The organism is Mesorhizobium sp. M8A.F.Ca.ET.057.01.1.1 (assembly GCF_003952565.1).
Taxonomy (GTDB): Bacteria; Pseudomonadota; Alphaproteobacteria; order Rhizobiales; family Rhizobiaceae; genus Mesorhizobium.
This window is the reverse complement of the sequence record NZ_CP034454.1, coordinates 4,463,405-4,487,361: the sequence shown is the minus strand read 5'-3', so window position 1 is coordinate 4,487,361 and position 23,957 is coordinate 4,463,405. Positions and strand designations below refer to the sequence as shown.

At 63.4% G+C, this 23,957-nt stretch carries 19 protein-coding genes; 5 read left to right on the top strand and 14 right to left on the bottom strand.

Features of this window, described 5'->3' with window-relative positions; translation table 11 throughout:
• The first annotated feature begins 84 nt into the window (after nucleotides 1–84).
• Genes EJ077_RS21480 through EJ077_RS21470 form a run of 3 tightly spaced genes read left to right on the top strand, consistent with a single transcriptional unit; the run spans nucleotide 85 to nucleotide 1,670 of the window.
• Nucleotides 85–603 carry a hypothetical protein gene (locus EJ077_RS21480; protein ID WP_208696057.1) on the top strand — a complete coding sequence of 173 codons (519 nt, stop codon included), beginning with the start codon at nucleotides 85–87 and terminating at the stop codon, nucleotides 601–603.
• A gap of 16 nt (nucleotides 604–619) precedes the next feature.
• Nucleotides 620–1,030: a phage holin family protein gene (locus EJ077_RS21475; RefSeq protein ID WP_208696056.1), complete on the top strand. Its 411-nt coding sequence runs from the start codon at nucleotides 620–622 to the stop codon at nucleotides 1,028–1,030.
• Nucleotides 1,014–1,670, top strand: coding sequence for a hypothetical protein (locus tag EJ077_RS21470; RefSeq protein ID WP_208696055.1), 657 nt, complete (start codon nucleotides 1,014–1,016; stop codon nucleotides 1,668–1,670). The genes EJ077_RS21475 and EJ077_RS21470 overlap by 17 nt, the downstream gene beginning before the upstream one ends.
• A gap of 412 nt (nucleotides 1,671–2,082) precedes the next feature.
• Here the strand turns inward: EJ077_RS21470 and EJ077_RS21465 are convergent, their stop codons facing one another.
• The gene (locus tag EJ077_RS21465; protein ID WP_208703077.1) at nucleotides 2,083–3,417 is read right to left on the bottom strand and encodes a four-carbon acid sugar kinase family protein; all 1,335 of its coding nucleotides are present in this window, start codon (nucleotides 3,415–3,417) and stop codon (nucleotides 2,083–2,085) included.
• 8 nt (nucleotides 3,418–3,425) lie between these two features.
• The gene (gene oiaX, locus EJ077_RS21460; RefSeq protein ID WP_208696054.1) at nucleotides 3,426–4,676 is read right to left on the bottom strand and encodes a 3-oxo-isoapionate-4-phosphate decarboxylase OiaX; all 1,251 of its coding nucleotides are present in this window, start codon (nucleotides 4,674–4,676) and stop codon (nucleotides 3,426–3,428) included.
• A gap of 179 nt (nucleotides 4,677–4,855) precedes the next feature.
• On the opposite strand from oiaX, the gene EJ077_RS21455 reads away from it, so the two are divergent.
• Entirely contained in the window at nucleotides 4,856–5,569 is a 714-nt protein-coding gene (locus EJ077_RS21455; RefSeq protein ID WP_208696052.1) for a transcriptional regulator NanR, read from the top strand.
• Nucleotides 5,570–5,572: 3 nt separating this feature from the next.
• Here EJ077_RS21455 and EJ077_RS21450 read toward each other — a convergent pair whose 3' ends face one another.
• From EJ077_RS21450 to EJ077_RS21405, 10 genes are all read right to left on the bottom strand, one after another.
• Nucleotides 5,573–7,411: a hypothetical protein gene (locus tag EJ077_RS21450; RefSeq protein ID WP_208696049.1), complete on the bottom strand. Its 1,839-nt coding sequence runs from the start codon at nucleotides 7,409–7,411 to the stop codon at nucleotides 5,573–5,575.
• A complete protein-coding gene (locus tag EJ077_RS21445) occupies nucleotides 7,408–8,442 on the bottom strand; it encodes a Gfo/Idh/MocA family protein (RefSeq protein WP_208696047.1) in 1,035 nt (344 codons plus the stop codon). The genes EJ077_RS21450 and EJ077_RS21445 overlap by 4 nt, the downstream gene beginning before the upstream one ends.
• A 2-nt stretch (nucleotides 8,443–8,444) precedes the next feature.
• Nucleotides 8,445–9,509, bottom strand: a complete 1,065-nt coding sequence (locus EJ077_RS21440; protein WP_208696044.1) for an ABC transporter permease — start codon at nucleotides 9,507–9,509, stop codon at nucleotides 8,445–8,447.
• Complete coding sequence (locus tag EJ077_RS21435; protein WP_208696042.1) at nucleotides 9,509–11,068, bottom strand: sugar ABC transporter ATP-binding protein; 1,560 nt, start codon at nucleotides 11,066–11,068, stop codon at nucleotides 9,509–9,511. Before EJ077_RS21435 ends, EJ077_RS21440 begins: the two co-directional genes overlap by 1 nt.
• Nucleotides 11,065–11,712, bottom strand: a complete 648-nt coding sequence (locus tag EJ077_RS21430; protein WP_208696040.1) for a DUF2291 family protein — start codon at nucleotides 11,710–11,712, stop codon at nucleotides 11,065–11,067. The genes EJ077_RS21435 and EJ077_RS21430 overlap by 4 nt, the downstream gene beginning before the upstream one ends.
• 78 nt (nucleotides 11,713–11,790) lie before the next feature.
• Nucleotides 11,791–12,732 (bottom strand): D-ribose ABC transporter substrate-binding protein, encoded by a 942-nt coding sequence (locus tag EJ077_RS21425; protein ID WP_208696038.1) that lies wholly within the window; start codon nucleotides 12,730–12,732, stop codon nucleotides 11,791–11,793.
• Nucleotides 12,733–13,020: 288 nt separating this feature from the next.
• Nucleotides 13,021–13,848, bottom strand: a complete 828-nt coding sequence (locus tag EJ077_RS21420; RefSeq protein ID WP_208696036.1) for a phosphogluconate dehydrogenase C-terminal domain-containing protein — start codon at nucleotides 13,846–13,848, stop codon at nucleotides 13,021–13,023.
• Nucleotides 13,849–13,956: 108 nt separating this feature from the next.
• The gene (locus EJ077_RS21415; RefSeq protein WP_208696034.1) at nucleotides 13,957–14,988 is read right to left on the bottom strand and encodes an ABC transporter permease; all 1,032 of its coding nucleotides are present in this window, start codon (nucleotides 14,986–14,988) and stop codon (nucleotides 13,957–13,959) included.
• A complete protein-coding gene (locus EJ077_RS21410) occupies nucleotides 14,985–17,468 on the bottom strand; it encodes an ATP-binding cassette domain-containing protein (RefSeq protein WP_208696032.1) in 2,484 nt (827 codons plus the stop codon). Before EJ077_RS21410 ends, EJ077_RS21415 begins: the two co-directional genes overlap by 4 nt.
• A gap of 69 nt (nucleotides 17,469–17,537) precedes the next feature.
• Complete coding sequence (locus EJ077_RS21405; RefSeq protein WP_208696030.1) at nucleotides 17,538–18,560, bottom strand: ABC transporter substrate-binding protein; 1,023 nt, start codon at nucleotides 18,558–18,560, stop codon at nucleotides 17,538–17,540.
• Between the two features lie 584 nt (nucleotides 18,561–19,144).
• Between EJ077_RS21405 and EJ077_RS21400 the strand changes: the two genes are divergently transcribed.
• On the top strand, nucleotides 19,145–20,170 hold the full coding sequence (locus tag EJ077_RS21400) for a hydroxyacid dehydrogenase (RefSeq protein WP_208696028.1): 1,026 nt from the start codon (nucleotides 19,145–19,147) through the stop codon (nucleotides 20,168–20,170).
• A 100-nt stretch (nucleotides 20,171–20,270) separates the two neighbouring features.
• On the opposite strand, the gene EJ077_RS21395 is transcribed toward EJ077_RS21400, so the two are convergent.
• Complete coding sequence (locus EJ077_RS21395; protein ID WP_208696026.1) at nucleotides 20,271–21,329, bottom strand: alpha-hydroxy acid oxidase; 1,059 nt, start codon at nucleotides 21,327–21,329, stop codon at nucleotides 20,271–20,273.
• A gap of 731 nt (nucleotides 21,330–22,060) precedes the next feature.
• Nucleotides 22,061–23,884 (bottom strand): adenylate/guanylate cyclase domain-containing protein, encoded by a 1,824-nt coding sequence (locus EJ077_RS21390; protein ID WP_208696025.1) that lies wholly within the window; start codon nucleotides 23,882–23,884, stop codon nucleotides 22,061–22,063.
• Between the last annotated feature and the right edge of the window lie 73 nt (nucleotides 23,885–23,957).

Below are 23,957 nucleotides of genomic sequence, written 5' to 3'. Positions count from 1 at the left end.
TCAGCCCCGCAGCAAGAAAATCGTCGGCCCTTAGGAACCGCAAGGTGCTCGCGGAGTTCCACTCCAACAACAGGAGGAAGACGCATGAACACGCTGAACACCAATAATTTTGGTGGATCCAATTTCTCTGGAAACGATGATATGCAGACGGATGCCGAGCGCGCCGGCAAAAGCGCCGAAGCCATCGGCAAATTGAAGTCGAGCGCAGCTGAGACAGCAGCGCACCTGAAAACCGCAGCCGCGTCGGTTTCGACTGACGCGAAGAATTATGCCGGCTCGGTTGCATCGGACGCTGCAGGCGCCTTCAAGGAAGCGGTCGAGTCGAACAAGACCGCCGGCGCCGACGCGATTGCCAACATTGCCCATTCGGTGAAGGAAGCGGCTGACGGAATCGAGAAGCAATCTCCGCAGGTTGCAGGCATGGTTCGCAGCGCGGCGGAAGGTGTGGAGCGGATTTCGTCGGATATCAGGGACCGCAACGTCGGTGAACTGCTCGACTCGGTCACGAAATTCGCCCAGCGCCAACCGGCGGCCTTTTTCGGCGTAGGCATTCTGGCCGGCGTCGTGCTGACCCGGATCATGCGAAGCTCTGATCGGTCCTGAGAGGAAAGCATTCCATATGGATGACGGTTTCGATCGCCGGCCCTTAGCAACTTTAGTCAGCGAAGGGTTGAGCCATTTCGCGTCGCTGATGCGCCTCGATCTTCGTCTTCTCCAGGCTGAGATGAAGGTCAAGATGTCGCCGATCGTCTCGTCAGGCGCGTGCGGTATCGGCGCGTTTGCGCTTCTTGTCCTGGCAGCTTTCGCGATGGTCCAATTTCTGATCCTCGCGCTGATCCACTTCGGTGTCGGTCCGATGGTTGCTTGCCTGATCGTTGGCGTATTTTTGGGGGCGGGCGGCGTGGTGTTGCTCTATCTTGCCAAACGAGCGCTTGTGGGATGGACCATCACACCGGTCGAGACCGTCAACCAGGTGCGCACCGATATCGCAGCATTGAAACAGGGGATCCGTTTTGGCTCAACCCAATGAAGAGATGCGGGAGATCATGCTGCAAAGCCGTATAGAACGGCAGGGTTTGTTTGAGCCTGTCAGCGAAATAAGCCGTCGGCTGCAGCCCCGACATCTGGTCGGCGCGTCCACCCAGTACGCGAAGCAGAAGGTTGCGAAGGCCCTTGGCGGCGTGTCCGACGCTGTGAAAGATAATGGCGGCACTGCTGCCGCGCTCGCACTGGGTGCAGTTGCGGTGTTTGACGCCGGCAGGCGCAGCGCTCATGGGCCGGCAAGTGCCGACCATGACGCGATAGATCAAGATCAGGTTGCCGCCGCTATGCATTCGGACGCCGCGCCAATTCGTTATGAAGCCCATACGCGCAAGGCGATCACAAACCTGTCTCGGGCTAAGGTGCTCGCTGTATCTGCGGGTGGCCTGCTGTTTGGCCATGTAATTGGCAAGGCGTTTGAGCCAACAGCGAAGGAGCGCACCCTGTTCGGCAAGGCTGGAGCGGACGTTCAGCACGCGACGGATGCGTTTATGGCCGAGCATGCACGCGGCGCGAAATTGGCCGCCGCCCAGGCCTTCGGGTTTGCCAGATACGCTGCTGCGTTCCTGGCCATACTGTCCGCAGCCAGCGACTATTTTGCCCGCGCGAATGAGCATGACGATCAGTGAAATCACTAATGGCAGCCGCGCGGGGGTGGTGAGGGAATGAAGCTTGGCGCGGCTCAACTGCCGTGCTCTTCCGAGACGGGGACTTGAATGGAAGAGTAGGGTCACCTGACGACGATTACCCACGCCCGATCTGAACGTCCGCTCTCGAACATTCGCAGACCGAAGCTGTCGGTCTGTTCTCGGCCCCGTTGCCGGACAGCTGTGCGCCTCATGTCAGCCATTCCTAGCGATTCGCAGCCTTCCCGAAAGCGGTCATCGCTCAAAACCTATCCCCAAAGGCCTGGTTGGAGGGTTTCTGCTGGTCCACTTTCAAGCGACATGTTTTCGCTCGGTGCTTCGGGTGCAGGTTGAAGCATTGATGGACCGGTGCATGTTGTTCTCAGGTTCGCGGTTTACCAACCCAACGCCACAGTCAACTGCGAAGACCGTCACGGATGGACGAGAAATAGCGGTCGGTTCCTACCTGCCCGCCCTTCAGCGCAACCTCCAGCCCGTCAATCGCTTTGACGTGCGAATGAGCAACGCAAAGTGGGGAACCAGGCGAGGCGGGCAGAGGCATCCGGACGGTCAGCGCGTCGACGCCCATTTGTCCCAGCGCATGGCTTGACGTGTCACCGCCGGCAATGACCACGCGCCGCAAGCTCTGCTCGTCAGTCAATTGGCGCAGCACCGCACCAAGGCCGCGGCCAAGCTTGTGGCGGGCGCCTTCCTGCCTGTCGATTTCGGCGCCCCTATCGGCTGCGGGGCCAAGCGCGGTGTAGAGGATGACGCTTCGTCCAGCTTGCAGGCTGGCGCGGCCGCTTGCCGCCGCACGCGTGATCGCCGGCTCCGAACCCTCCGAAACCAGTTCGACAGGATCGACCTCGATGCCGTCGAAGCCGTCGCTCAGGGCATGGCGGATTTGTCGTTCGGTGGTCGGTGAGCAACTGCCCGACACGACGGCGATCCGGTCGGCGGCGCCCGGCGGCGTGAAGCCGGGGCTGGCGCCGACGACGTCATTCGACGCCCATTCGGCCAGCAGTGCATACTCGATGCCGGACGAGCCAGCGACAAAAGAGCCGCCCGGCCTGCGCATGCGCCAGATCTCTTTGCCTGCAAGGGCCTGGGTCTCGCGACTGCCGACGTCGACAAGCACGATGGCCGTGCCATTGTCCGCGAAGCGATTGAATGCCTGCGACCGCTGCTCCGACTGAAGTGTCGCAAGGTCGATCAACCCCGACGTGAGATCCGTCTGCCGCGACAGATGGATCAGCAGGTCCGATTCATCCATCGGCGTCGTCGGGTGGCGGCTCATCACCGGATGGCGGTCAATGCGGAAATATTGGTCGCGATAGGCCGCGAACAGATGGCCAAAGGCGGTGTATCGCTTGAGCTGCGGCGCGCCGACCAGCAGCGGCACGCTATCCTGTTTGAAGACCTCGCGGCCAATCTCGATCGCCCGGCCGATGCTGCCGATCGTCGGGCTGGAATCGAAGGTCGAACAGACCTTGTAGTGGCAGATTTCGGCTTTCAGCGTCTTCAGCCAGGTGAAGGCGTCGCGCAGATGCGTATCCATCCAGTGCGGCGTCTCGCTGCGGCTCGTGCCGGCCAACCCGACCGCCTGGCAATGCTTGAATTGGGCAAGCAAGGCCTCGTCCGGCTGCTTCATGAACAGCACGGTCGGCACGCCGCCAAGCTCGAGCGCCTCCATGACGTCGGTCGAACCGGTGAGGTCGTCGCCATAATAGCTGAGCAGCAGCTTCTGCATGGCCTCGCTCACGCCGCCTTGCCGTCGCCGAACTTTTCGATCGAGCGCGCCAGCTCGACATGGCTGCTTGCATAGTCCGCCAGCGGAATGCCCGCGACCGCGGCCTGCCAGGCCTGCTGCACGGCGCGCACGCCGGCGCCCGGTCCGTCCGGATGGCTGACGATGCCGCCGCCGCAGAGATAGAGAAGATCGACCGTCCGCCCGGTACGCTCATAGGTTTCGGGCGCCTGGGCGCCCCATTGCCCGGAACCGGCGACCGGCAAGGCGCAATCGTCAGGCGAAAACAGCGGCGTCGTCACCGCCTCGAAGGAGCGGACGAAGGACTCGTCCGGCTCCCAGTATTTCGAGGCGATGCCGTTGATCTGGAACTGGTCGACGCCAAGCAGCCGCCAGAACTGCTGCCAGACCTTGAAATCCATGCCGAGGCCGGGATGGCGGGTGAGGATATCCCAGCCATTGCGATGCGCGTGCAGCACCAGGCCGGAGCGCTTTCTCAAGTAGGCCATGCCGCCGAAGCCGATCGAGTTGATGTTGACCACGGCGCAATTGCCGCCGGCCTCGAGCACCAGATCGTGGTTGCGCATCATCACGTCGGGATCGGCATGTGAGATGCCGAAGGCATACATCACCTTCTTGCCGGTCTTCTGCTCGTGGTCGAGAATTCCAGGCATGATCGCCTTCACCCGCTCCGAGAGCGGCGAGTAGGCCGGGCTCATCAGCTTCTCATCGTCCTTGATGAAGTCGACGCCGGCCTCGATCAACTCGCCCACCATCGCCGCCGTCTCGGGCGGCCGCAAGCCCAGCGCCGGCTTGACGATGGTGCCGATGATCGGCCGGCCTTCGACGCCGGTCAGCCTGCGGCTGCCGGCGACGCCGAACTGCGGGCCGGGATGCGCGCCCTTGAATTCGTCCGGCAGCTTCATGTCGACGACGCGGATGCCCGACAGCCCTTTGATCGAGTAGGTACCGCCGATGGCGATGGTCATCAGTGCCGAAAGATCGGTGCCGATCGCGTCGAACGGGAAGGCGATGTCGACATCGGCGCGCTTGAAAGGCCCGCTGCCGGCTTCTGGAATCGACGGAAGCTGCGCATCGGGCAGATGCCGGATCGCCAGCACCCGCGCCGCCACGCGCGCCTTCAGCTCTTCGGTCTCGCCGGGCAGGGCGACGAAGGTGCCGGTCGACTGGTCGCTGGCGATCTTGGCCGCCAGCGCTTCGATGCTGTCAGGCGTTTCGATGCGATAGGTGAGGGTGATCATGGCCGTTCGAAAGCGTCCGAAAAGAGTTTTGTTGCGTCCCAAATCTGGTATAATGAGTACATAAGTATTGCAAGCAAATATCCCCAATTCACGCAACGGGGAGCTGGCAAGGCGCAGGCATTCCGGGAATCGTGCCGGGAATGCTAAACAGGAACCGGGCCAGGGAGTGATTCGTCACGATGAACCGTTCGGAGCCGATCGTCCGGCGCAAGCTTTCCGACGAAGTCTTTGCAAGGCTGAAGCGGCTGATCACCAGCGGCGAGCTGCAGCCGGGCGATGATATGCCGTCGGAACGCGAATTGATGGAGCGCTTCGAGGTTGGCCGTCCGGCGATCCGCGAGGCCATGCAGGCGCTGAGCAATATGGGCCTTGTCGCCATTTCGCATGGCGAGCGGGCCAAGGTTCTGCAGCTCACCGCCAAGTCGATCATCAAACAGGTCGACGGCGCGGCCAAGATCATCCTGTCGTCGTCGAAGGACACGCTCGAGCACCTCAAGACCGCGCGCATCTTCTTCGAGCGCGGCATGGTCAGGGAAGCCGCCGAGAAGGCCACCGTCGAGGACGTGCAGCGGCTCAAGGCAACCGTCGCCGAGCAGCGTGCCGCGCGGGGCGATTCCGAAGCTTTCATTTCCGCCGACATGAGATTCCACACCCAGATCGCGATGATATCCGGCAACCCCATCTATGTCGCCGTCAGCGAGGCAATGCTCGGCTGGCTGAAGGAATATCACACCGAGATGCTGATCTGGACCGGCAAGGAAAAGTACACGCTGACCGAGCACGAGGAGATCGTCGACCGCATCGAGCAGCGGGACGCCGACGGCGCCGAAAAGGCAATGATTAAGCATCTCGAACGCTCGCGCGCGCTCTATGTGATGAATTCCGAGAAGTAAGGCTTAACCGATCCGGATAATGGCGTAGGGCGACAGGACGAGATGGCCCTGGCCAAGCGCTGAAGCGTCGACCGCGACATCGTCCGCCGTCAGGTTCGTCAGGCACACAATGGTCTCGCCGGAGGCGGAGCGGCCGGCCAGCGCCGCAAGCCGCGCCTCGTCGCTTGTCTTGGCGGACACTTGGGAAAGGCCAGCCAGATCGCAAAGCCCCTTGATGGCTTGGAAGATCGGCCGTTGCGATCCCTCTGCAGCAGGTTCACCGGATGCCGCCAGCACACCGAACGGTCCGGCGAAGCCGGACAGCGTCAGCATCTCCAGCCCGGCCGGCGCGACGCGAGCGGCATAGCCGATGGTCCAGGCGGCGGCGAACTGGCCGTTGTGGCGCGGGTCGCGGTTCGCCATGGCGATGCGCTGTCCCTGCGGATTGCCCTTGGTCGCGCCGCCATAGGGGTTCTGCCGCATGGCAATGGTCGAGGGGCCGATGCGGTAGGGCTTGTCGCCGAAGATCGCCCGCACTGAGCGGGTGATGAACGGCAACGCCTCGAGCGACTGCATGACGCTGAGGTCGTCGGCCGCATGCACGATCGGGCAGGTGCAATGGGTGACGAAATCGAGGAGTCCGGCTGGAACGCGCTTGCGGTTGAGTTCGGTGAAATAGCTGAACATGCCGCCGCCGAGACGGATGTCGGGAAAGGCCCGGCGCGCGGCGGCGTAGACGTCCTCCAGCGGCGGGCATGCTGGCCAGGCGCTGCCCGGCGGCGTGGATTGCCGGTCGACCGAAGGCGAGACGGCGATGGCATCGAGCCGCAGGCCTGCCCGGCGCACGAGGCTGGCGACTTCGGAGAGTTCGGCATCGAGATCGCCGCTGCAGGCGACCACGCATTCGAGCGCTGTGCGGGCGGGATAGGCGGCGGCGAGCCGGGCGAAAGCGCGCAAGGCGTCGACCCCGTGGCCGCGCGTCGGATCGTAGTGAAACAGCAATTGCTGCGGGCCGAGCGCCGACAAGGTGGAGAGGTTCGCCTGCGCTGTTTCGACATCGCCGGGATAGATGATCACGCCGACATCCGGCAGCGCCGGACCTGGCTCGCCAAGCGTCACCCGGACTGGGCCGGATCCTGCAGCGACAGCCGGCATCGTGCCGTCGCCGGCAATGCGCAGGCTGATCGTCTGGCGGTTGGTTTCGCCGGCAGGCAACACATAGGGCCATGGCAGCGCCAGCGGCCGCACATAGGTTTTGTAGGAGGCATCGGACCAGTTGCGCTGGTCTTCCATTTCGAAAACGTCGCCTTCCATCCGGCATTCGACGCTTACGCCCGGCCGCACCTCGTGTGTGATGGCGCGCAAATCCTTGAAAGGCTGGCAGGGGTCGATCAGGTCGGGCAGTTTCGTCGCCACCACGCTGCCGTCGGTGTGCTCCACCGTCACCGGGCTGCCGGCGAGGCCGGCGACCGGATGCAGGATGCAGAAGCCGCAGCGGTTGGTCTCGAAATCGCTTTCGGGCAGGGCGGTGACATCGAAGACCAGCCGGCCATCAGCGATGCCTTTGATGGCGGCGCGGAAGGCGAGCCGGCTTCCGCCCGGCCCGGTGCAGCTTGCCGAATAGCTGACAGAAAAGGTGTCCGCGTCCTGGTCGATGACAAGGTCGGTCAGCGCGGGCTCATAGGTGCCCCAATCGCGGTCGCGCACGATATAGGCGATGGCGCGCAGCACCTCCGTGCCGCCATGGCGGATCGTGCGCAGATTGCCGTTGACGAAATCGGCGGTGAGCGGGCCGGCGCTGAGCCGCACCGGTTCGGCTTCCGCCGCGTGCGTGCCGCAGAGGAGGAAGCGATCCCAGGTCATTTCAGCAGGTCGTCTATCCGCACGGGTTCCCGGCTTGCGGCGCCGGCATAGGCGGCCTCGACCAGCGCGAATGTCTTCAGGTTGTCGGCACCCGAGGTTGCCGGCTCCTTGCCTGCAGCCAGGCTCTCGACCCAGTGCCGCTGGATCGCCAGCACGCTTTCCTGGATGTTGTGCCATGGCCGCGAGGCCCAGGGCAGCAGCGGCGGCGAGATATCGCTGACCGTCGTGCCGCTCTTGCCGGTGACGGTGAGCTGGTAGCCCTGCGCCAGCCGCAGCGTGCCGTCGCTGCCGTCGATCTCGATCAGCGTTTCGGGAAACGGCTCCACCACAAGCTTCGTCGCATAGCTGCAATCGACGACAGAGGTGGCGCCGTCGACATGGTCCATCAGCATCGTGGCGACATCCTCGCCGGCGATGGCCGGATTGATGCGCGCGGTGCGAGCGGTAAGGCTCGAGACGTCACCGAGCAGAAAACGCGCAATGTCGAGGATGTGGATGCCGAGATCCTCGATGATGAAGCGCTTGCCCGTCGCCAGATAGGGCTGGCCGGAAAACACGTCATAGGCGGAGCGGAAGGAAATACGCCCGAAGAAGGGCGTGCCGATTTCGCCGCTGTCGAGCACGGCCCGCACCGCCTGGATCGGCGACTGCCAGCGGAAATTCTCATGCACCATCAGCGGCACTCCGGCCTTGGTGCAGGCCGCGACCATCGCCTTGGCGTCGGCGAGCGTCGGCGCGAAGGGCTTCTGGCATATCACCGGAACGCGGTGGGTGGCGGCCATCTCGACCAGTGGCCGATGGCTGCCGACGGTGGTGGCGATATCGACGAAGTCGAGCGTCTCGGCCGAAAACAGTGCCTCGGCATCGGTGTAGCGCCGCGCCACGCCGAACTGGTCGCCGACGATCCTGAGCCGCTCCGGATCGCGGTCGCAGATGGCGACGATCGAGGCGCCGTCGATGTCGCGCCAGGCATGCATCTGGTTGACGGCGAAGAAGCCGCAGCCGATCAGCGCTCCGTTCAAAGTCGCCATGATCAACCCGCCTTTGCCATCTGCATCAGGGTGACGCGCTGCTGAAGCCGGCGCTGCGCCTGGTCGACGACGACGGCGACGATGATGACGAGCCCCTTGATCACCATCTGCCAGAACGAGCTTACGCCCATCATCACCAGCCCGTCCGACAGGATGCCGATGACGAAGGCGCCGACGATGGTGCCGCCGATCGTGCCGCGGCCGCCAGACATCGAAGTGCCGCCAAGCACCGCCGCGGCGATGGCGTTCAGTTCAAAGCTTTCGCCCGTCGCCGGATGCGAAGCCATCAGCTCCGACGAGATGATCAGCCCGACGATTGCCGCGCAGAAGCCGGAAAACATGTAGACGAACATCTTGACCATGTTCACCCTGACGCCCGAAATTCGCGCGGCGCGCTCGTTGCCGCCGACAGCGAAGATATGGCGGCCGAGCGGCGTGTACCGCGCGAGATAGGCGGCCCCCAGCGCGACAACGATCAGGATCCAGATCGATACCGGCAGGCCGAGCAACCGGCCGGCGCCAAGGAAGCCGAAGCCGGTGGTTCCGAGTTCCGGCTTGCCGACCAGATTGGGGAAGGTGCGGCCGTCGGATGACAGCAGCGCCAAGCCGCGCGCCACATAGAGCACGCCGAGCGTGGCGATGAAGGGCGCCACGTTGAGCCGGGTGATCAGCAATCCGTTGACGGCGCCGATCAGGATACCGACCGCAAGCGTGATCAACGCGATCTCCACCACGTTGAAATAGATGGTGTAGCCGATCTGCAGGTCGATGCCGTTGAGCACGAGATAGCCGGCCACCATGCCGCACAGGCCAACGATCGAGCCGACCGACAGGTCGATGCCGCCGGTGATGATGACGAAGGTCATGCCCATGGCGAGGAAGGCGTTGAGCGCAACGTGCTTGGCCATCAGGATCAGGTTGGCCGCCGACAGGAAGTTCGGCGCGGCGATGGAGAAGAACACCAGAACGGCAATCAGCGCGATGAAGGTCCTGAGCTTCATCAGCGTCAGCAACGCCGAGCCGCTGGAGGCCGAAGAGGGAGCCGCCCTGGCCGGAGTATCAGTCATCAGCGTTGCTCTCCATACGTGGGGGCAAGATGTGCGGGGCCATGGCCGAGCGCCGATGCCGCGACGATCGCGGCCTCACTCGCCTCGGCGCGGTCGAACATGCCGGTCAGCCTGCCATTGCTCATCACCGCGATCCGGTCGGACAGCGCCATCACCTCGTCGAGGTCGGAGGTGGCGAAGAGGATGCCGAGCCCGTCGCGCGACAGCTTGCGCATGGTGCGGAAGACGTCGGCCTTGGCGCCGACATCGATGCCGCGGCTCGGCTCGTCCATCAGAAGCACTTTTGGTCCGGTGAGCAGCGCCTTGCCGATCACCACCTTCTGCTGGTTGCCGCCGGACAGCGACGAGACTTCCTGCGCCGGATCGGCGACCTTGATCGCGAGCTCCCGCACCATCTGCGTGACAGCCTGCCGCTCGGCGCCGCCACGGATATGGAACAGGCTGACGAAGCGCGACAGGCTGGCCAGCGTCAGATTGCTGGCGACCGAGAGGATCGACACAAGGCCCTCGCGCTGGCGGTCTTCGGGGATCAGCGCCAGGCCGCGCCGGATGCGCCGCGTCGTGTCGCGTTCCCTGACCTGTTTTCCGTCGATGAAGATCTTGCCGCTGGCATGGCCGTGACGGCCCATGATGCAGTCGAACAGTTCGCTGCGCCCGGCGCCCATCAGCCCGTAGATGCCTAAAATCTCGCCGGCGCGCAGAGACAGCGAGACATGGTCGACCGCCAGTCCGCCGGTGACGCGCGGCAGGCAGATGTCCTCGGCGCGGAACACCTCCTCGCCGGGAACATGGCCGTCGGCTTTGGCGAAATCCTTGGCGTCCGAGCCAATCATCTGCCGCACGATCCACTGGGTGTCGACGTTCTTCACTTGCTCCTGGCCGGTGATGCGGCCATCGCGCAGCACGGTGATGTAGTCGCCGATGCGGATCAACTCCTCCAGACGGTGCGAGATGTAGACGATCGCCACGCCGCGCGCCTTGAGGTCGGCAATCACCTTGAACAGGATCTCGACTTCCGCCGCGCTCAGCGCCGAGGTCGGCTCGTCCATGATCAGGATGCGCGCGTCGAGCGAGACAGCCTTGGCGATCTCGACCAGCTGCTGTTGGCCGATGCGCAGATCTTCGACCAGCATATCCGGCCGGATGCCGGCTTCGAGGCGATCGAGGAATTCTCCGGCCCGCCGCTCCTGCGCCTTGCGGTCGATCTTGCGGAACCGGTTGGTGATCTCGCGTGTGGCGAAAATGTTCTCGGCAACCGTCATGTTGCCGAACAGGTTCAGCTCCTGGAAAACCATGCCGATGCCGCGGCTCACCGCGTCACCTGAGGAGGTGAAGGAAACCTCGTTGCCGTCCAGCAGGATGCGCCCGGCCGTCGGCTGCTCGACGCCGGCGATGATCTTCATCAGCGTCGATTTGCCGGCGCCGTTCTCGCCGACGAGCACATTGACCGCGCCCTTGCGCACCTCGAAATTGGCCTGCTTGACCGCGACGGTGCCGGCATAGACTTTCGAGACGTCTTCCAGTTTCAGGATGACATCGTGCCCAACTGCCGTGGTCATGGCTTCGGCCCGATCTCGGCCTCCGCCGGGGTCACCAAGGGCAGGTCCTGGCCGGCCTCGATCGTATAGGCGCCAAGCACCTTGGCGGTACGGCCTTCCAGCGCGTCGCGCGGCAGCTTGGACAGAACGGTCTTGTCGGCATAGGCGTTGAACGCCTTGCCGAACTGGGCAAAGTCGATCTGGTTGGTGAAATCGTTGAACTGGACGAAATCGAGGCTGTCGCGCAGCGCCGTGCCGCGCACCGCCGGCCCGATCTGCACGCGCGCATCCGCCTTGCCGTCGCCGTCGACGTCAATATCAATCGTTGCCGCGCGTGACTGTGTGTTGGCGGCGACGATCTTGCCTTCGACGCGGACCGCGAAAGTCCAAGGCGAATTCGCCTGCTTCTTGGGGTTCCCGTATTTGGCGCCGGCCGCCGCCTGGTCGGTCTTCGCCAGCGCATGGACCTCGGCAAACGGCCCAGCCTTCTGCTGCAGATACGGGATAACTTTCGAGGCCCAGATGTCCTCGACCATCTTGTCCGGGTTGAAGCCGGACGCGTCGCCTGCGCCGCCTTGCGCCGATGGCGTCGGCAAGATCTTGCAGGCGCTGAGGCCGATGCCGGCGGCCAGCGCAAGGATCGGCCAGATCGGCTTGTTGAGCATGGCGGTCAATGCATCCCGGTGAAATGGAGGCGAGGGGCGAACCCAAGGTTCGTCCCTCGCTGTTTGCGTTGCGCCGGCTCAGTTCTTCAGCGCGAAGGTTTCCAGCTTGGCTGCATTGTCGCCATTGATGAGCACGCAGTCCATCAACTGCTTTTCCTTCTCGGGCGACTTCTTGTTCTTGATGAAGTCGTTGGCCTGCTCGACCGCCATCTGGGCCTGGGCATAGGCCGGCTGCAGCACCGTCGCCTTGATGCCGCCTGAGGTGATGGAGTCGCGCACGTCGTTGGAGCCGTCGAAGCCGACGACGATGACATCCTTGCGGTTCGCCGCGGCGAGCGCCGCATAGGCACCCATCGCCATCGTGTCGTTGCCGGAGATCACGCCCTTGATGTCGGGATTGGCCTGCAGGATCGATTCCATCTTGGAGTAAGCCTCGGTCTGGCTCCAATTGGCCGATTGCTGCGCCACCATCTTCAGGTCCGGATAGTCGTTGATGACGTCGTGATAGCCCTTGGAGCGGATGCCGGCATTGGTGTCGGATTCCTTGCCAACCAGTTCGAAGAAGTTGCCCTTCTCGCCCATCAGCTTGACGAACTCCTGCGCGCCGAGCTGTGCACCCTGGTAGTTGTTGGAGACGATCTGCGCCACGGCGACGCCGGTTGCATTGATCTCGCGGTCGATCAGGAAGGAGGGGATGCCGGCGTCCTTGGCCTTCTGCACGGCGGCGACGGTGGCATCGGCGCCGGCATTGTCGAGGATGATCGCCTTGGCGCCGCGGCCGATCGCGGTGTCGATCAACTGCGACTGCTTGTTGGCGTCGTCGTCATGCACCAGCACCAGCGCCTCATAGCCGAGCTCCTTGGCCTTTGCCTCGGCGCCGACGGCCTCCGCCTTGAAGAACGGATTGTCGTGCGAGGGGGTGATGATGGCGATCAGGTCGGCCGCGAAGGCCGGTGCCGCCGTGCCAAGTGCCAGCACGCCGGCGAAAGCCGCAAGCGTCATTCTGCGAGTAAGTTTCATGAAGTCCTCCCGTTAAAAAGCTCGTGCCTTGATCGGGCAAGGCTGATGCATTGATTTGGTCAGGCTGCGGATCGCGCCGGATTCAAAGCCGCGTGCCGGCTCCTCCAAAACGGATCGTCGCTCCCCAGCCGTCCTCCACTCGTCCAGGTTTCCCAGCAAACCTTGTTGATCCGAGTTCGCGAGCAGCTTAGCCAACTGGTATGATGAGTCAACCACTATTTCAGATGATCTGTATGTAAGTGGTTGATGTCCTCCCTTCTCCCGGCAGGGGAGAAGGGAAAGCGCGCCTCAGGTAATCCGCTGGATGCTGGCGGCGATTTCTTCCGGCTCGAAGACGCGCTTCCAGTCGTCGCGCATCAGCACCGGCTTGCCGAATTCGATGGCCTTGTTGCAGGCATCGGAGAACACGCCCTTGGTCTCGCCGAAGATGACGGCGCCGAGCACATTCATGTGGCCGAGCAGGAAGTCGAGCGCGGCCTGCCGGTCAACGCCGCGCGCCACGACCTCGTCGAGGGCTTCCTTCATGACGACGAGCAGCGACGCACAGACCGTCTCAGACAGCCCCGGTTCGAGCAGCGCCATGTGTTCGACCGTGACGCGGTGTGAGCGCATCACCGGCGCCCAGATGATCTGGGCGATCTTCTCGCCCTTGGCGTAGTCTTCTTCGGGCCCTTGCATCAGGGCGCTGACGAAATGCTGCCTGGCCTTGACGCCGCCGAAGAAGTCCTTCTTGGCGGCCATGTCGGTCTCGTCGTTGAAGATCGGCGGATGGCAAGGATGGGTCACGAAATAGGTAAGGTCGGGACGATCGGGCAAATGGCCGGCGAAAGGGGCCGCCGCATCGAGCACGATCACCATCGTGCCTGACGCAAGCTTGCTTTCGATGCTGGCGGCGACCTTGCCGATATGCGTGTCCGGCACCGCCAGGATCACGACCTCGGCGCCTTCAAGCGCCTCATCGACGCCGACCGCATCGAAGCCCAGACCGGTTTTCAGCCGCTCCTTGCCAGCCTCGCTGATCTCGACATAGCGGATCGTGTAGTCCGATCCGCGAAAATTGGTCGACAGGCGGTAGCCCATTTTCCCGCCCGCACCAAACAGCGCAATCGTTGTCATCTGGCCTTGCTCCTTAAACCCTGGGCGATCTCAGCGCGATCGTCAACTTATATACTGGTATGATCACTCTACCATGTTTTGGCAAGTGGAATCGTAAGGCGTGGCCCATCACTCAGGCGGAGATGCGATCGCCTTTGCCTGCGTCTTCGACGTCGCTGCGTCGGCAGGTTCCGTCGTGGCGCGCCGTGCCAAGGCCTGTCGGCCGGCCAGCGCCAGGACGAAGATGACGACGATGCCCTGGACGATGTCCTGGGCGCCGGGCGGCAGCCCGATGATCTGCATGGTGGTGACGATCAGGATGAGCAGGATGCTGGCGAACAGCGTGCCGAGCGCGGTCGCCGAGCCGCCGAAGATCAGCGTGCCGCCGAGCACCACGGCGGCGATCGACTGCAAGAGGTAGGGCTGGCCCATTTCGAGGAAGGCGCCGCCAATATAGGCGCCGAGCAGCAGGCCGTCGAGCGAGGCCAGCACCGACGAGATGATGAACGCCGCCGCGATCACCCGGCCATTGTTGATGGCGGCGAGGCGGGCGGCAGCACGGTTCTGGCCGACCGCCGACAGCAGCTGGCCGAACACGGTGTAGCGCAACACGAAGGACGCCGCCGCCACGCCGAGGATGGCGATGATGGCCATGATCGGAACGCCGGAGATGCGGCCCGTCGCCAGATCCTTGAGCGCCGGGCTGACGGCAAAGCCGGGGATTGCCTTGTTCGACAGCAGCGTCGCGGTCGCCAGCACATAGCCGGTGGCGAGCGTCGCGATGATCGCCGGAATGCCGAGGCCGACGACGAGCAGCGAATTGAGCAGCCCGACCGCGAGGCCGAGCAGGACGGCAGCGGCGACGCCAATGGCGAGGTTGGCATCCTGGCCCTTGATGGTGAGCAGCGCGACGAAGGCGCTGAGCGTGATCACCGAGGCGACGGAAAGGTCGATATTGCCGCGTCCGGTGGTGACGACGAACATCTGGCCGATGCCGACGACCGTCAGGAAGGACGCCGACAATATGATGCCCGAAAGGCTGGACAGGCTGAACCGGTTGGTGACCACGGAGAGCACCAGCCAGAGCAGGAGCACGCCAATCGCTGCCCAGATCCAGCGGTTTTTCTGGGCCCACGGTGTGAAGGCGGACAGCGCGTTCATTGTTCGCTCCCGCGGTCCGCGGTCAGGCCGCGCAGCGTCAGCAGGGCAATGAGGATCAGCCCTTGCGTCGCGGCGTTGTAGTCGCTGCTGACATTGAGCGTACCGAGCAGCGCGCCGATCAGCGACAGCGTCACCGCGCCGGCGATGGCGCCGACCGGCGAAACAATGCCGCCGAGCAGCGAGCAGCCGCCCATCACCACGGCGGCGACGCTGAGCAGCGTGAACGAATTGCCGGAGTTGATGTCGCTTGCCGTGTTGATCGCCGTCAGCGACAGGCCAGCCGCCGCCGCGAACAGCCCGGCGATGAGATAGCGCACCAGCGCATAGCGTGTCGGCGACCAGCCCGAGCGGATCATTGCGGTGGGATTGTTGCCGAAGCCGCGCAGGACCACGCCGAGCGGCAGCCGGTCGATCGCCAGCACCACCAGGGCGACCGCCACGATGAGGATGATGGATGTCGGCAGGAAGTCGAGCGACCAGCCGAACAATGCCGTCAGCCAGTCGGGGCTGGCGCCGCCCGGCGTTGGCTGCAGCGCATAGCCCAGCCCCACCCAGATGAAGGAGGCGCCGAGCGTGACGACGATGGCCGGAATCTTGCGGGCCTGGATCAGCCCGCCGAGGCCGGCATAGGCGGCCACCGCCGCTGCGAGGGCAAGCGCGCCGAGCCACGGCTGATCGTAGAGCAGCGTGGCGCTGAGCACGCTGACGAGGCCGGCGAAGGCGCCGACGCCGAGATCGATTTCGCTGCCGCCGACGATGAACATCTGCGCCGCTGTCACCAGCACCAGCGACAGCGCCGGCATGAGCAAAAGGTCGAGACCGAAGATCGAAGCGACCGCCGGATTGGCCGAGATCATCACCGCCAGCACGGCGGCGAGGCCGATGAAGGGGGCTGCGTTCACCAGCCTGCGGACAAGCCCTGCCGCACCGGCCTTGCCTTGCGTGGCATCAGTGCGCTTGTCCGCCTGCTGGACGAAGGATGCCCCGACGATCGCCGCTTCCGTGATCGCCTCGCCGGTCAGTTCCTTGACGATCCGCCCGCCGGCAAAGACCAGCACGCGGTCGCAGGCCAGCAATTCGGCGTCTTCGGTCGTGTGCCAGACAAGTGTCCGCCCGCTGCGTGCGATGTCGTTGCAGAGCCGGTAGAAATCCTGCTTGGTGGCGATGTCGACGCCGCGCGTCGGATCGTCGAGCAGGATGATCGGCGTATCGGCGACGAGCGCCCTGGCAACCAGCGCCTTCTGCTGGTTGCCGCCGCTCAGTTCCAGAATGTTGGACACGAAGCGGTTTTCGTCGAGCCGCAGCCGGCCGGCGGCGTCCGCCGCGGCCTCACGGTTGAGCCGGTCCGAGACCAGGGCCAGCGACGGGCGGCGCGCCAGGCTGCCGATGGAGATGTTGCCCAGCACGCTCCACAGCGGGAACACGCCTTCCTTCTGGCGGTCGCCGGCAATGAAGCCGGCTTCGCCAGCCCGGGTGACGGCGGCATCCTTTGCCGGATTGGGCTTGAAGATGGCATGCAGCAAATCCTTCTGGCCGCTGCCCTCGAGCCCCGCCAGCCCGACAATCTCACCGCGCGCGATCTCGATGTCGCGGCCAAGTTCGGATGTCAGCGCCCCGTGCAGCCGCACCAATGCGCCTCCGGTGCTGGCGGCGGTGACGCCATGCTGGTGGACCGGATTGGCGTCGCCGCCCATGAGTTGCACCAGCCGGTTGATCGACGTATCCGCGCTGTCGCCTCGCCAGGCGATGCGTCCATTGCGCAGCACCACCACCTGTGTGGCGATGTCGATGATTTCCTTGAGCTTGTGGCTGATGAAGATGAAAGCGAGGCCGGCCCTGGCCCGCTCCCGGATGAAAGCCCGCAACTGCTTGGAGCGATCGAGATCGAGCGAGGAGGTCGGCTCATCGAGGACGATGAGCCTGACGCCGGGCGTCGCGGCGGCACGCGCGATCTCAACCATCTGCCGTTCGGCGATGGAGAGCCGGCCGACTTCCGCGTTCACATCGATTGTGTTGCCGGGAAAGACGGCATCGAGCGCCGAGCGCGCGCGGGTTATGTAAAGCCTCCGCCAGCCCGGCCGGCTCGCCGCGTCCTGCGGCGTTTCCAGAAAGAAGTTCTCGGCAACGGACAAGTTGGCGCACAGCGACAGTTCCTGATGCACCATGCGGATGCCGCGCCGTTGCGCCTCGGCCGTGTTGTAGTCGGTGAAGTCAAGCGCCTGGCCAGCGAAAGAGATCGAGCCCAGGGTCGGCCACATCGTGCCGCAGAGAATGCGCATCAGCGTCGACTTGCCGGCACCGTTGCCGCCGACGAGACCGATGATCTCGCCGGCCGAAACGGCAAGATCGATCTCGGCATTCGCCAGCGTCGGCCCGAAACTCTTGGTGATCTGTGAAAGCGAGACGATTTCCTGCCGGATCGAAGGGGCAGGTGCCATGGCTGCTGCACCCTTCAGATCGGCAACGGCGAGATAGGACATTCGTCCTCCGTTTCTTCACGGCCAAGGATCGGGCGCCGTCCGGCGTCCGATCCATTTGTGCTGGTCGCGTTACTTGCTCAGCAGGTTCTGCTTGACCCAGTCGAGCGAATAGCTGGGGCTGATGATCTGGCCGCCCGGCAGCTTGGCGTATTCCTTCAGGTTGCTGGCATCGACGGTCGCGACAGGCATGATCATCATCTTGGGCGCCTTGGCGCCCTTGAGCAAGGACAGGCCGAGCCAGAAGGCGGCGCCGCCAATGCCAGGAGTCGTGTTCATCGAGACGGTCTGGTAGCCGTTCTTGGCATTCTCGTCGGCCCACCATTTGACGAAGTCGGTGCCGCCGCCGCCTTCGATGATCGGCATCTTGCCGGCATAGTCGCCACCATATTGGACGAAGGCCTGGGCAATGCCGACATCGTCACTGCCGCCCTGGCCGAGCACCGCATCGACATGCGGCAGCGAGGGCAGGACATTGGCGATGGCCGCCTGCGCGACTGAGGCCGTCGCCTGGCCATAGACGGTGGCGACAACCTTGATGTCGGGATATTTCGCCAGCACCGATTGCTGCGCGTTGAACATGTCGTTGTCCGGAGCCGAACCCTTGACGCCGCGCACCTGGATGACGTTGCCCTTGCCGCCGAGCATCTTGAACACGGCCTCCGCCTGGGTCGCCTTGTAGCCCTCGAAGTCGAAATTGAGCTGGTAGTTGCAGGGCGCCGACGCAACCGAATCGAAGGAGACGACGATGATGCCGGCCTTGCAGGCTTTTTCGATGATGCCGTTGACGGCGGTTTCCGAGGCGGCGTCGACCGCGAGCACGTCGACCTTCTTGAGGATCAGTTCGGCGATCTGGCTGTTCTGCTGCGCCACCGAGCCATCACCATTCATGACGATGTAATCGGCGATCTGTCCTGCCGCCTTGGCTTCCTTGGCCGAGGCTTCGAAGGCCTCGACCATCTGGTGGCGCCAGGTGTTGCCGTAATAGGCGTTGGTCAGTGCGATGACCGGCTTGTCCGACGATGCTATTGCTGGCAGCGTCACAACACTGATCAGCGCGGCGCTGGCCAGCGCCGCCACGATTGAACGTTTCATTGTATCTCCTCCCAGAAAGACCATAGGACGCAGCGCATCTGCTGAGCATCACGCCATGTCAGGTACATATTATACCAGTATACCAAATAGACAAGCGCTTTGCTGCCTGCTGCGTTTGGCATGGGAGGATTGGAAGTCCCGGCCTGACCCAAGGGATCGGGATTGTTCTCACCGACATGCCAATTCCACGGTGGGCTTTACATTTTTCAGCCTGCGACCCCGTCCGCTCTCGCCATCCCGAAGTCGCGAAGCTGTCATTCGGCTTGCGGCCCAAAAATGCCGGTCACCAACGCCCCCAATCTCGGTCATTTCGCCACAGCTTGACGGCCTGCGAAAGCGGTGTTTGCTGTACACAATTTTTCAAGAACGGTTTGCGGCAGAAGCAGCCATCGCTCGAGGTAGTGGCTGCGCAAAGACGCCGGCCAGGTACTGTCAATCGTGCGCTTGCCATGTAACAGTGTCCGCTAATATGCGATGGGTAGTCGGGGAAGGGGTGCCGCTCAAGCTCCTAGCGAATTAGGGAAATTACAGAGCAAAGCCGCTTCACTCGGGCAATTCGAACGCGTTCGGAGGAGATCAGTACCATGGGTGATCAAGGCCTGCCGAGCGTTCTCGCATTCGAGCGCTACGACCCGACCGACGCCTCGCTGGACTGGCTTCGCGAGCGTGGGATGAACGTTATTTTCGGCAATGCGCTCTGGGAAATGCCGTTCAAGCGCTTCACCGAGGATGAACTGATTGCCAGGGCCCATGGCTGTGTCGCCTTGATGGGGGCGAGCGGCACCCGCATTACAAGGCGCGTCATGCAGGCGCTTCCGGATCTGCGCTACATCTCCAAATATGGCATTGGCGTCGACAGCATCGACATCGACGCCGCCACCGAGCACGGCATTCTGGTTTCCAGCACGCCGAACGTTTTTCAGATCTTCACGGTCAGCGAGCACGCGGTCGCCCTGATGCTGGCAGTTGCCAAACAACTTGGTACGTGGACGCCTGACTTCATGCGGCGTGGCGGATGGCGCGGCCTGACACATGGCGCGACGCTGCGCGGCGCCACCATCGGTATCCTCGGCCTCGGTCGTATCGGTCGCGGCGTGGCGCAACGGCTGTCGGGATGGGAAGCCCGCATCGTGGCTTATGATCCCTTTCTGAAGGAAGCGCCTGCAGGCATCGAACTCGTCGATTTCTCCACCCTGGTGGAGCAATCCGACTTCCTGACGCTGCACGCAACGCCGAGCCCGGATAACTATCACATCCTGAACGCAGCCGCGTTCGCTAAGATGAAACCGTCGGCCATCGTCGTCAACACGGGGCGCGGATCGCTGATCGACTACACGGCCCTGCGAGCAGCGCTGGCCAATGGCCAAATCGCGGGTGCGGCGCTTGACGTGTTCGACCAAGAGCCGCCGAAGACCGACGATCCGCTGTTTTCGCTTTCCAACGTCTTGTGCACGCCGCATGTCGCGGCCTGGACGACTGAAGGAACTCAGGCCATCGGCTGGCATGCGGCCAAGAACCTGTGGGCGATGATGAGCGGCGAAGGACATGCCGACATCGTCAACCCGCAAGCCAAACATCGCAGGAGTGCGACCTTGCTCGGCGACGTTTAATTCCAGGGGGTTGCGGGAAGGCCCAACCCCTTCTGCCTCGATTGTGGACCTGCAAGGCCATCAATGTGGATCCTGAACTTTGCCGGGGAAGGTCCGGGCTTCACCAGATTACCGACCGGTCGATTTCGCCGATGCGCGCCCGGCCGGTTAGCGCCATTGCCATCTCGAAGTCACGGCGAAGCAGGTTGACACAATGGGCTACGCACTCGGCACCGCCCGTTGCGAGGGCGTAGACATATGGGCGGCCAATCATGACTGCGCTTGCCCCGAGGGCAATCGCCTTCAAAACGTCGGTGCCACGCCTCACGCCGCCGTCGAGGATGATGGGAATCCGCCCGGCCACCCGTTCCGCGATGGCGGGCAGGGCGTCGATGGTCGCCGGCAGGGTGTCGAGGTTGCGCGAACCGTGGTTCGAGACGACGATGGCATCGGCACCGGTTCCGATCGCCTGCTCGGCATCGTCAGGATCGAGGATGCCCTTAAGAATAAGCGGCAGGGTTGTCAGAGAACGTAGCCAGGCAATATCCGCCCAGGTCGGCATGGCCCGCCGCTGCGCCGTGCCAACTTTGAGTACGCCGGTGTTCCGGTCCTTGAAGTATGGCGTTGCGAGGTTGTCGGGAATTTTGAATCCTGCCCGGAACTGCCTGCCGCGATCGCCTGGCGTTGGCATGTCGACCGTCACGCTGATCGCCTTTGCGCCCAGGGCCGTCATGCGCGATACGAGTTCGCCATTGAAATCGCGATCGCTTTGCCAATAGAGCAGGAACCAGACTGGAGACTGGCTCGCCGCCACGCAATCTTCGATCGCCGCCGTCGCCGTTGTTCCCAGAGTAAACACCGCTTCCGCCACTCCGGCGCCGCGCGCCGCGGCCACCTCGCCTTCGAGATGCGCCAGCCGCTGATATGCTATTGGGGCCAGAATGATTGGATGCGGCAGCCTTTGCCCGAAGAGTGTGATCCCAGTATCAAGTCTTGTGACATCGCGCAGCACACGCTGCCTCAACCTGATGCGGTCGAATGCGGCTTCATTGTCACGCTTGGTGATTTCGTCACCAGCACCCCCGGCAATGAACTCGTAAACCGCGTGCGGCAACACCTCGCGCGCAGCCGGTTCAAAATCCGCCAAGCTGAGAAACCGGGTCTGGATGTCAAGCGGCATGGACCAATCCGGTCAGTATCTCAAAAAAAGTCGGCTATTCCACAAGCAACATTCTTACAAATCACCGCTGGCCGCAAGGCAGCGCCACCGCGGGCAGGGCAGCGAGTTCCGGTCTACGGAGTTTCCGGGACATGATGCACATTTGTGGCCCCTGTTTCTCCTGTCGATAAGACATCGGGGATCGACAAAGGTGCCCGCCAGCGCGACTTGAGGTCCGGCCTGTTTCGTCAATGTCGCGGCCAATCAAGACTTAGCGGCGCTTCCTGGTCATTCCCGCTGGTCGGTGCTGCTTTACAGACTATTCGGATTACGAACCAGATATAGGCTCTAGTTGAGCACGCGGGAACGATGCTTCAGCCAGATTTCTTCCGAAAGCGAACAGTCCGCTCTCGGCCCCCAAGCTGACCCGCCTGCGACCTCGCGCCTTAACGTAGCGATGGAAAGGGACCTTGGTCCGCTCTGCATTATTTCGTCCTGGAGTTGGGCTTACTGGACATCGTCCTCGATGAGCGGATGTCGGATGAGACGGCTGGTTGGCGGCGGTTCAATCCCGGTTGCCGGATTCTATGGGTGCAACCAAACTGGTGAAAACGGCACTAAGCCAGGATTTTTGGTCCTTCATCCTGCCAATCGCCAAAATACATCAGGTGGTTGGATACCATCAAAAATACCAACACCGAGACGGGGGAAACCCACTTAACAATGGTGCCGGCCTTCATCGCGCCGCCGACCTAGCGGCCCCTCGAAACCTCTAGTGCAGGCGCAGGGCTTTCGTCCGCGTATTCGGGTATCGCCGCCTTGGCGTAGCCCTGCCGGATGCGTTCGGCGTCGGCCGGATTGCTGAAGGGTAGCCGCCCCACGTGCTCTGAAAAGCGATAGCTCGGGTTTATCTCTTTTAGCTCGGCGCTCACGCGCCGTGCTTCATCGACGTCGCCGAGGTGGCCAAGCGCGGCAATAAGGAGCCCCCGCGACAGGTCGGTCTTGGGCGATACGCGGATACGCTCGCGAAATGCCTCGACCGCTTTCTGGTACTGCCCGGCCAGGAGGTAAGCCGAGCCGATGAAGTGCCAGGTCAAATGGCCCTGCAGCGGATCGAGGCGCAGCGCGTGCTCCAGATCCGGAATCGCCTCCAGCGGCGCGCCGTTGTAGATGTTGCCCACCCCGCGCAGGCCGAAGGCCAGTGCGAAGTTGGGGTTGAGAGCAAGCGCCTTCTCCACCTCTTCGCGATGTCCGGCCGGATCCTTCTCCCAAAACTTCACCAGCGCGGCCATGTAATGCCCATAGGGCAGGTTAGGGTCCTTCTCGAGCGCCAGCCGACTATAATGGGCAGAGAGTTCCTTGCTGTCGGTGCGCCCGCTCCAGTGGTTCTGAAAGTCGTGGTTGTAAGCGTGAGCCAGGCCGGCATACGGTTCGGCATAGTCGGGGTCGAGCTCAATCGCCTGGGTGAACAAGGCGACCGCGCGCTCGAATGTCTCGTTTGTCTTATCAGGACCGGACAAGACCTCGCGCCCGCGCAGGAAAAGATCATGCGCCTGGATGTTTCTCGTTGGTGTATGGGCGATGCGCGCCGACTCGGCCGGGGTCAGGGCAACCCTGAGGGCTTCGACGATGCGGTGCGTCACGTCATCCTGCAGCGCGAAGATATCGGTCATGTCCCGGTCGTAGCGGTCCGCCCAGACATGGGTCCCGGTCTGCGCATCGATCAACTGGGCATTGATCCTGACGCGGTTGCCGGCGCGGCGGATCGAGCCCTCGAGCACCGCAGTCACGCCGAGCTCGCGCCCGACCGTCCGGACATCGATGTTCTTGCCTTTGTAGGTGAAGCTGGAGTTGCGGGCGATGACCGAGAGGCCGGCGACCTTCGACAGGTCGGTTATGATGTCTTCGCTGATGCCGTCGGCGAAGTAGTCCTGCTCGGTGTCGCCGCTCATATTGGCGAACGGCAGGACGGCGATCGACAGCTTTGCCGACTTTGATCCTGCCGGCCGGCTCGTCGAGGGTTCCGACGTCGCGATCGCCTTCGCGCCGGCGGCACCGACCGCCAGCGAATAAACTCGGATCGGCTCGGCGATGTTCTTGAGCTGCGTGCTGCCGAGATCGGCGACCGAGAGGTTGAGCCTCGCTTTGACCTGGCGATAGGCATCTTCGGATAGGCAGATGGCCCCGGGCGCCGCAACGCCCTCCAGACGCGAAGCGATGTTGACACCATCGCCCATCAGGTCGCCGTCGCTTTCCTCGACAACGTCTCCCAGATGAATGCCGATCCGGAACTCGATGCGACGGTCCTGCTGTACACCGGCGTTGCGCTCCACCATTCCGTTCTGCACCTCGATAGCGCAGCGCACGGCATCCACCACGCTGCGGAACTCGACCAGCGCTCCATCCCCGGTGCGCTTGATCACGCGCCCGTTGTGCACGGCGATGGTCGGATCGATCAGATCGCTGCGTAGTGCCCGCAACCTTGCCAAGGTGCGATCTTCGTCTTCGCTGGCGAGCCGACTATATCCGACCACGTCTGCGGCTAGAATTGCGGCTAGCTTGCGATTCTCACCCATAGCGCCCTCCGCGGCTATCGAGGTTAGCACAACGAACCGTTGAGCGCCTCCCCATTCGATGGGTGCGATCCTG

Excerpts from the sequence above, each read along its gene's own strand:
- EJ077_RS21400 (WP_208696028.1), top strand. The coding sequence starts at position 19,145 with ATGGGTGATCAAGGCCTGCCGAGCGTTCTCGCATTCGAGCGCTACGAC.
- EJ077_RS21415 (WP_208696034.1), bottom strand. The coding sequence starts at position 14,988 with ATGAACGCGCTGTCCGCCTTCACACCGTGGGCCCAGAAAAACCGCTGG.
- EJ077_RS21420 (WP_208696036.1), bottom strand. The coding sequence starts at position 13,848 with ATGACAACGATTGCGCTGTTTGGTGCGGGCGGGAAAATGGGCTACCGC.
- EJ077_RS21395 (WP_208696026.1), bottom strand. The coding sequence starts at position 21,329 with ATGCCGCTTGACATCCAGACCCGGTTTCTCAGCTTGGCGGATTTTGAA.
- EJ077_RS21480 (WP_208696057.1), top strand. The coding sequence starts at position 85 with ATGAACACGCTGAACACCAATAATTTTGGTGGATCCAATTTCTCTGGA.
- EJ077_RS21435 (WP_208696042.1), bottom strand. The coding sequence starts at position 11,068 with ATGACCACGGCAGTTGGGCACGATGTCATCCTGAAACTGGAAGACGTC.
- EJ077_RS21430 (WP_208696040.1), bottom strand. The coding sequence starts at position 11,712 with ATGCTCAACAAGCCGATCTGGCCGATCCTTGCGCTGGCCGCCGGCATC.
- EJ077_RS21465 (WP_208703077.1), bottom strand. The coding sequence starts at position 3,417 with ATGCAGAAGCTGCTGCTCAGCTATTATGGCGACGACCTCACCGGTTCG.
- EJ077_RS21455 (WP_208696052.1), top strand. The coding sequence starts at position 4,856 with ATGAACCGTTCGGAGCCGATCGTCCGGCGCAAGCTTTCCGACGAAGTC.
- EJ077_RS21410 (WP_208696032.1), bottom strand. The coding sequence starts at position 17,468 with ATGTCCTATCTCGCCGTTGCCGATCTGAAGGGTGCAGCAGCCATGGCA.
- EJ077_RS21450 (WP_208696049.1), bottom strand. The coding sequence starts at position 7,411 with ATGACCTGGGATCGCTTCCTCCTCTGCGGCACGCACGCGGCGGAAGCC.
- EJ077_RS21475 (WP_208696056.1), top strand. The coding sequence starts at position 620 with ATGGATGACGGTTTCGATCGCCGGCCCTTAGCAACTTTAGTCAGCGAA.
- EJ077_RS21445 (WP_208696047.1), bottom strand. The coding sequence starts at position 8,442 with ATGGCGACTTTGAACGGAGCGCTGATCGGCTGCGGCTTCTTCGCCGTC.
- oiaX (WP_208696054.1), bottom strand. The coding sequence starts at position 4,676 with ATGATCACCCTCACCTATCGCATCGAAACGCCTGACAGCATCGAAGCG.
- EJ077_RS21425 (WP_208696038.1), bottom strand. The coding sequence starts at position 12,732 with ATGAAACTTACTCGCAGAATGACGCTTGCGGCTTTCGCCGGCGTGCTG.
- EJ077_RS21405 (WP_208696030.1), bottom strand. The coding sequence starts at position 18,560 with ATGAAACGTTCAATCGTGGCGGCGCTGGCCAGCGCCGCGCTGATCAGT.
- EJ077_RS21390 (WP_208696025.1), bottom strand. The coding sequence starts at position 23,884 with ATGGGTGAGAATCGCAAGCTAGCCGCAATTCTAGCCGCAGACGTGGTC.
- EJ077_RS21440 (WP_208696044.1), bottom strand. The coding sequence starts at position 9,509 with ATGACTGATACTCCGGCCAGGGCGGCTCCCTCTTCGGCCTCCAGCGGC.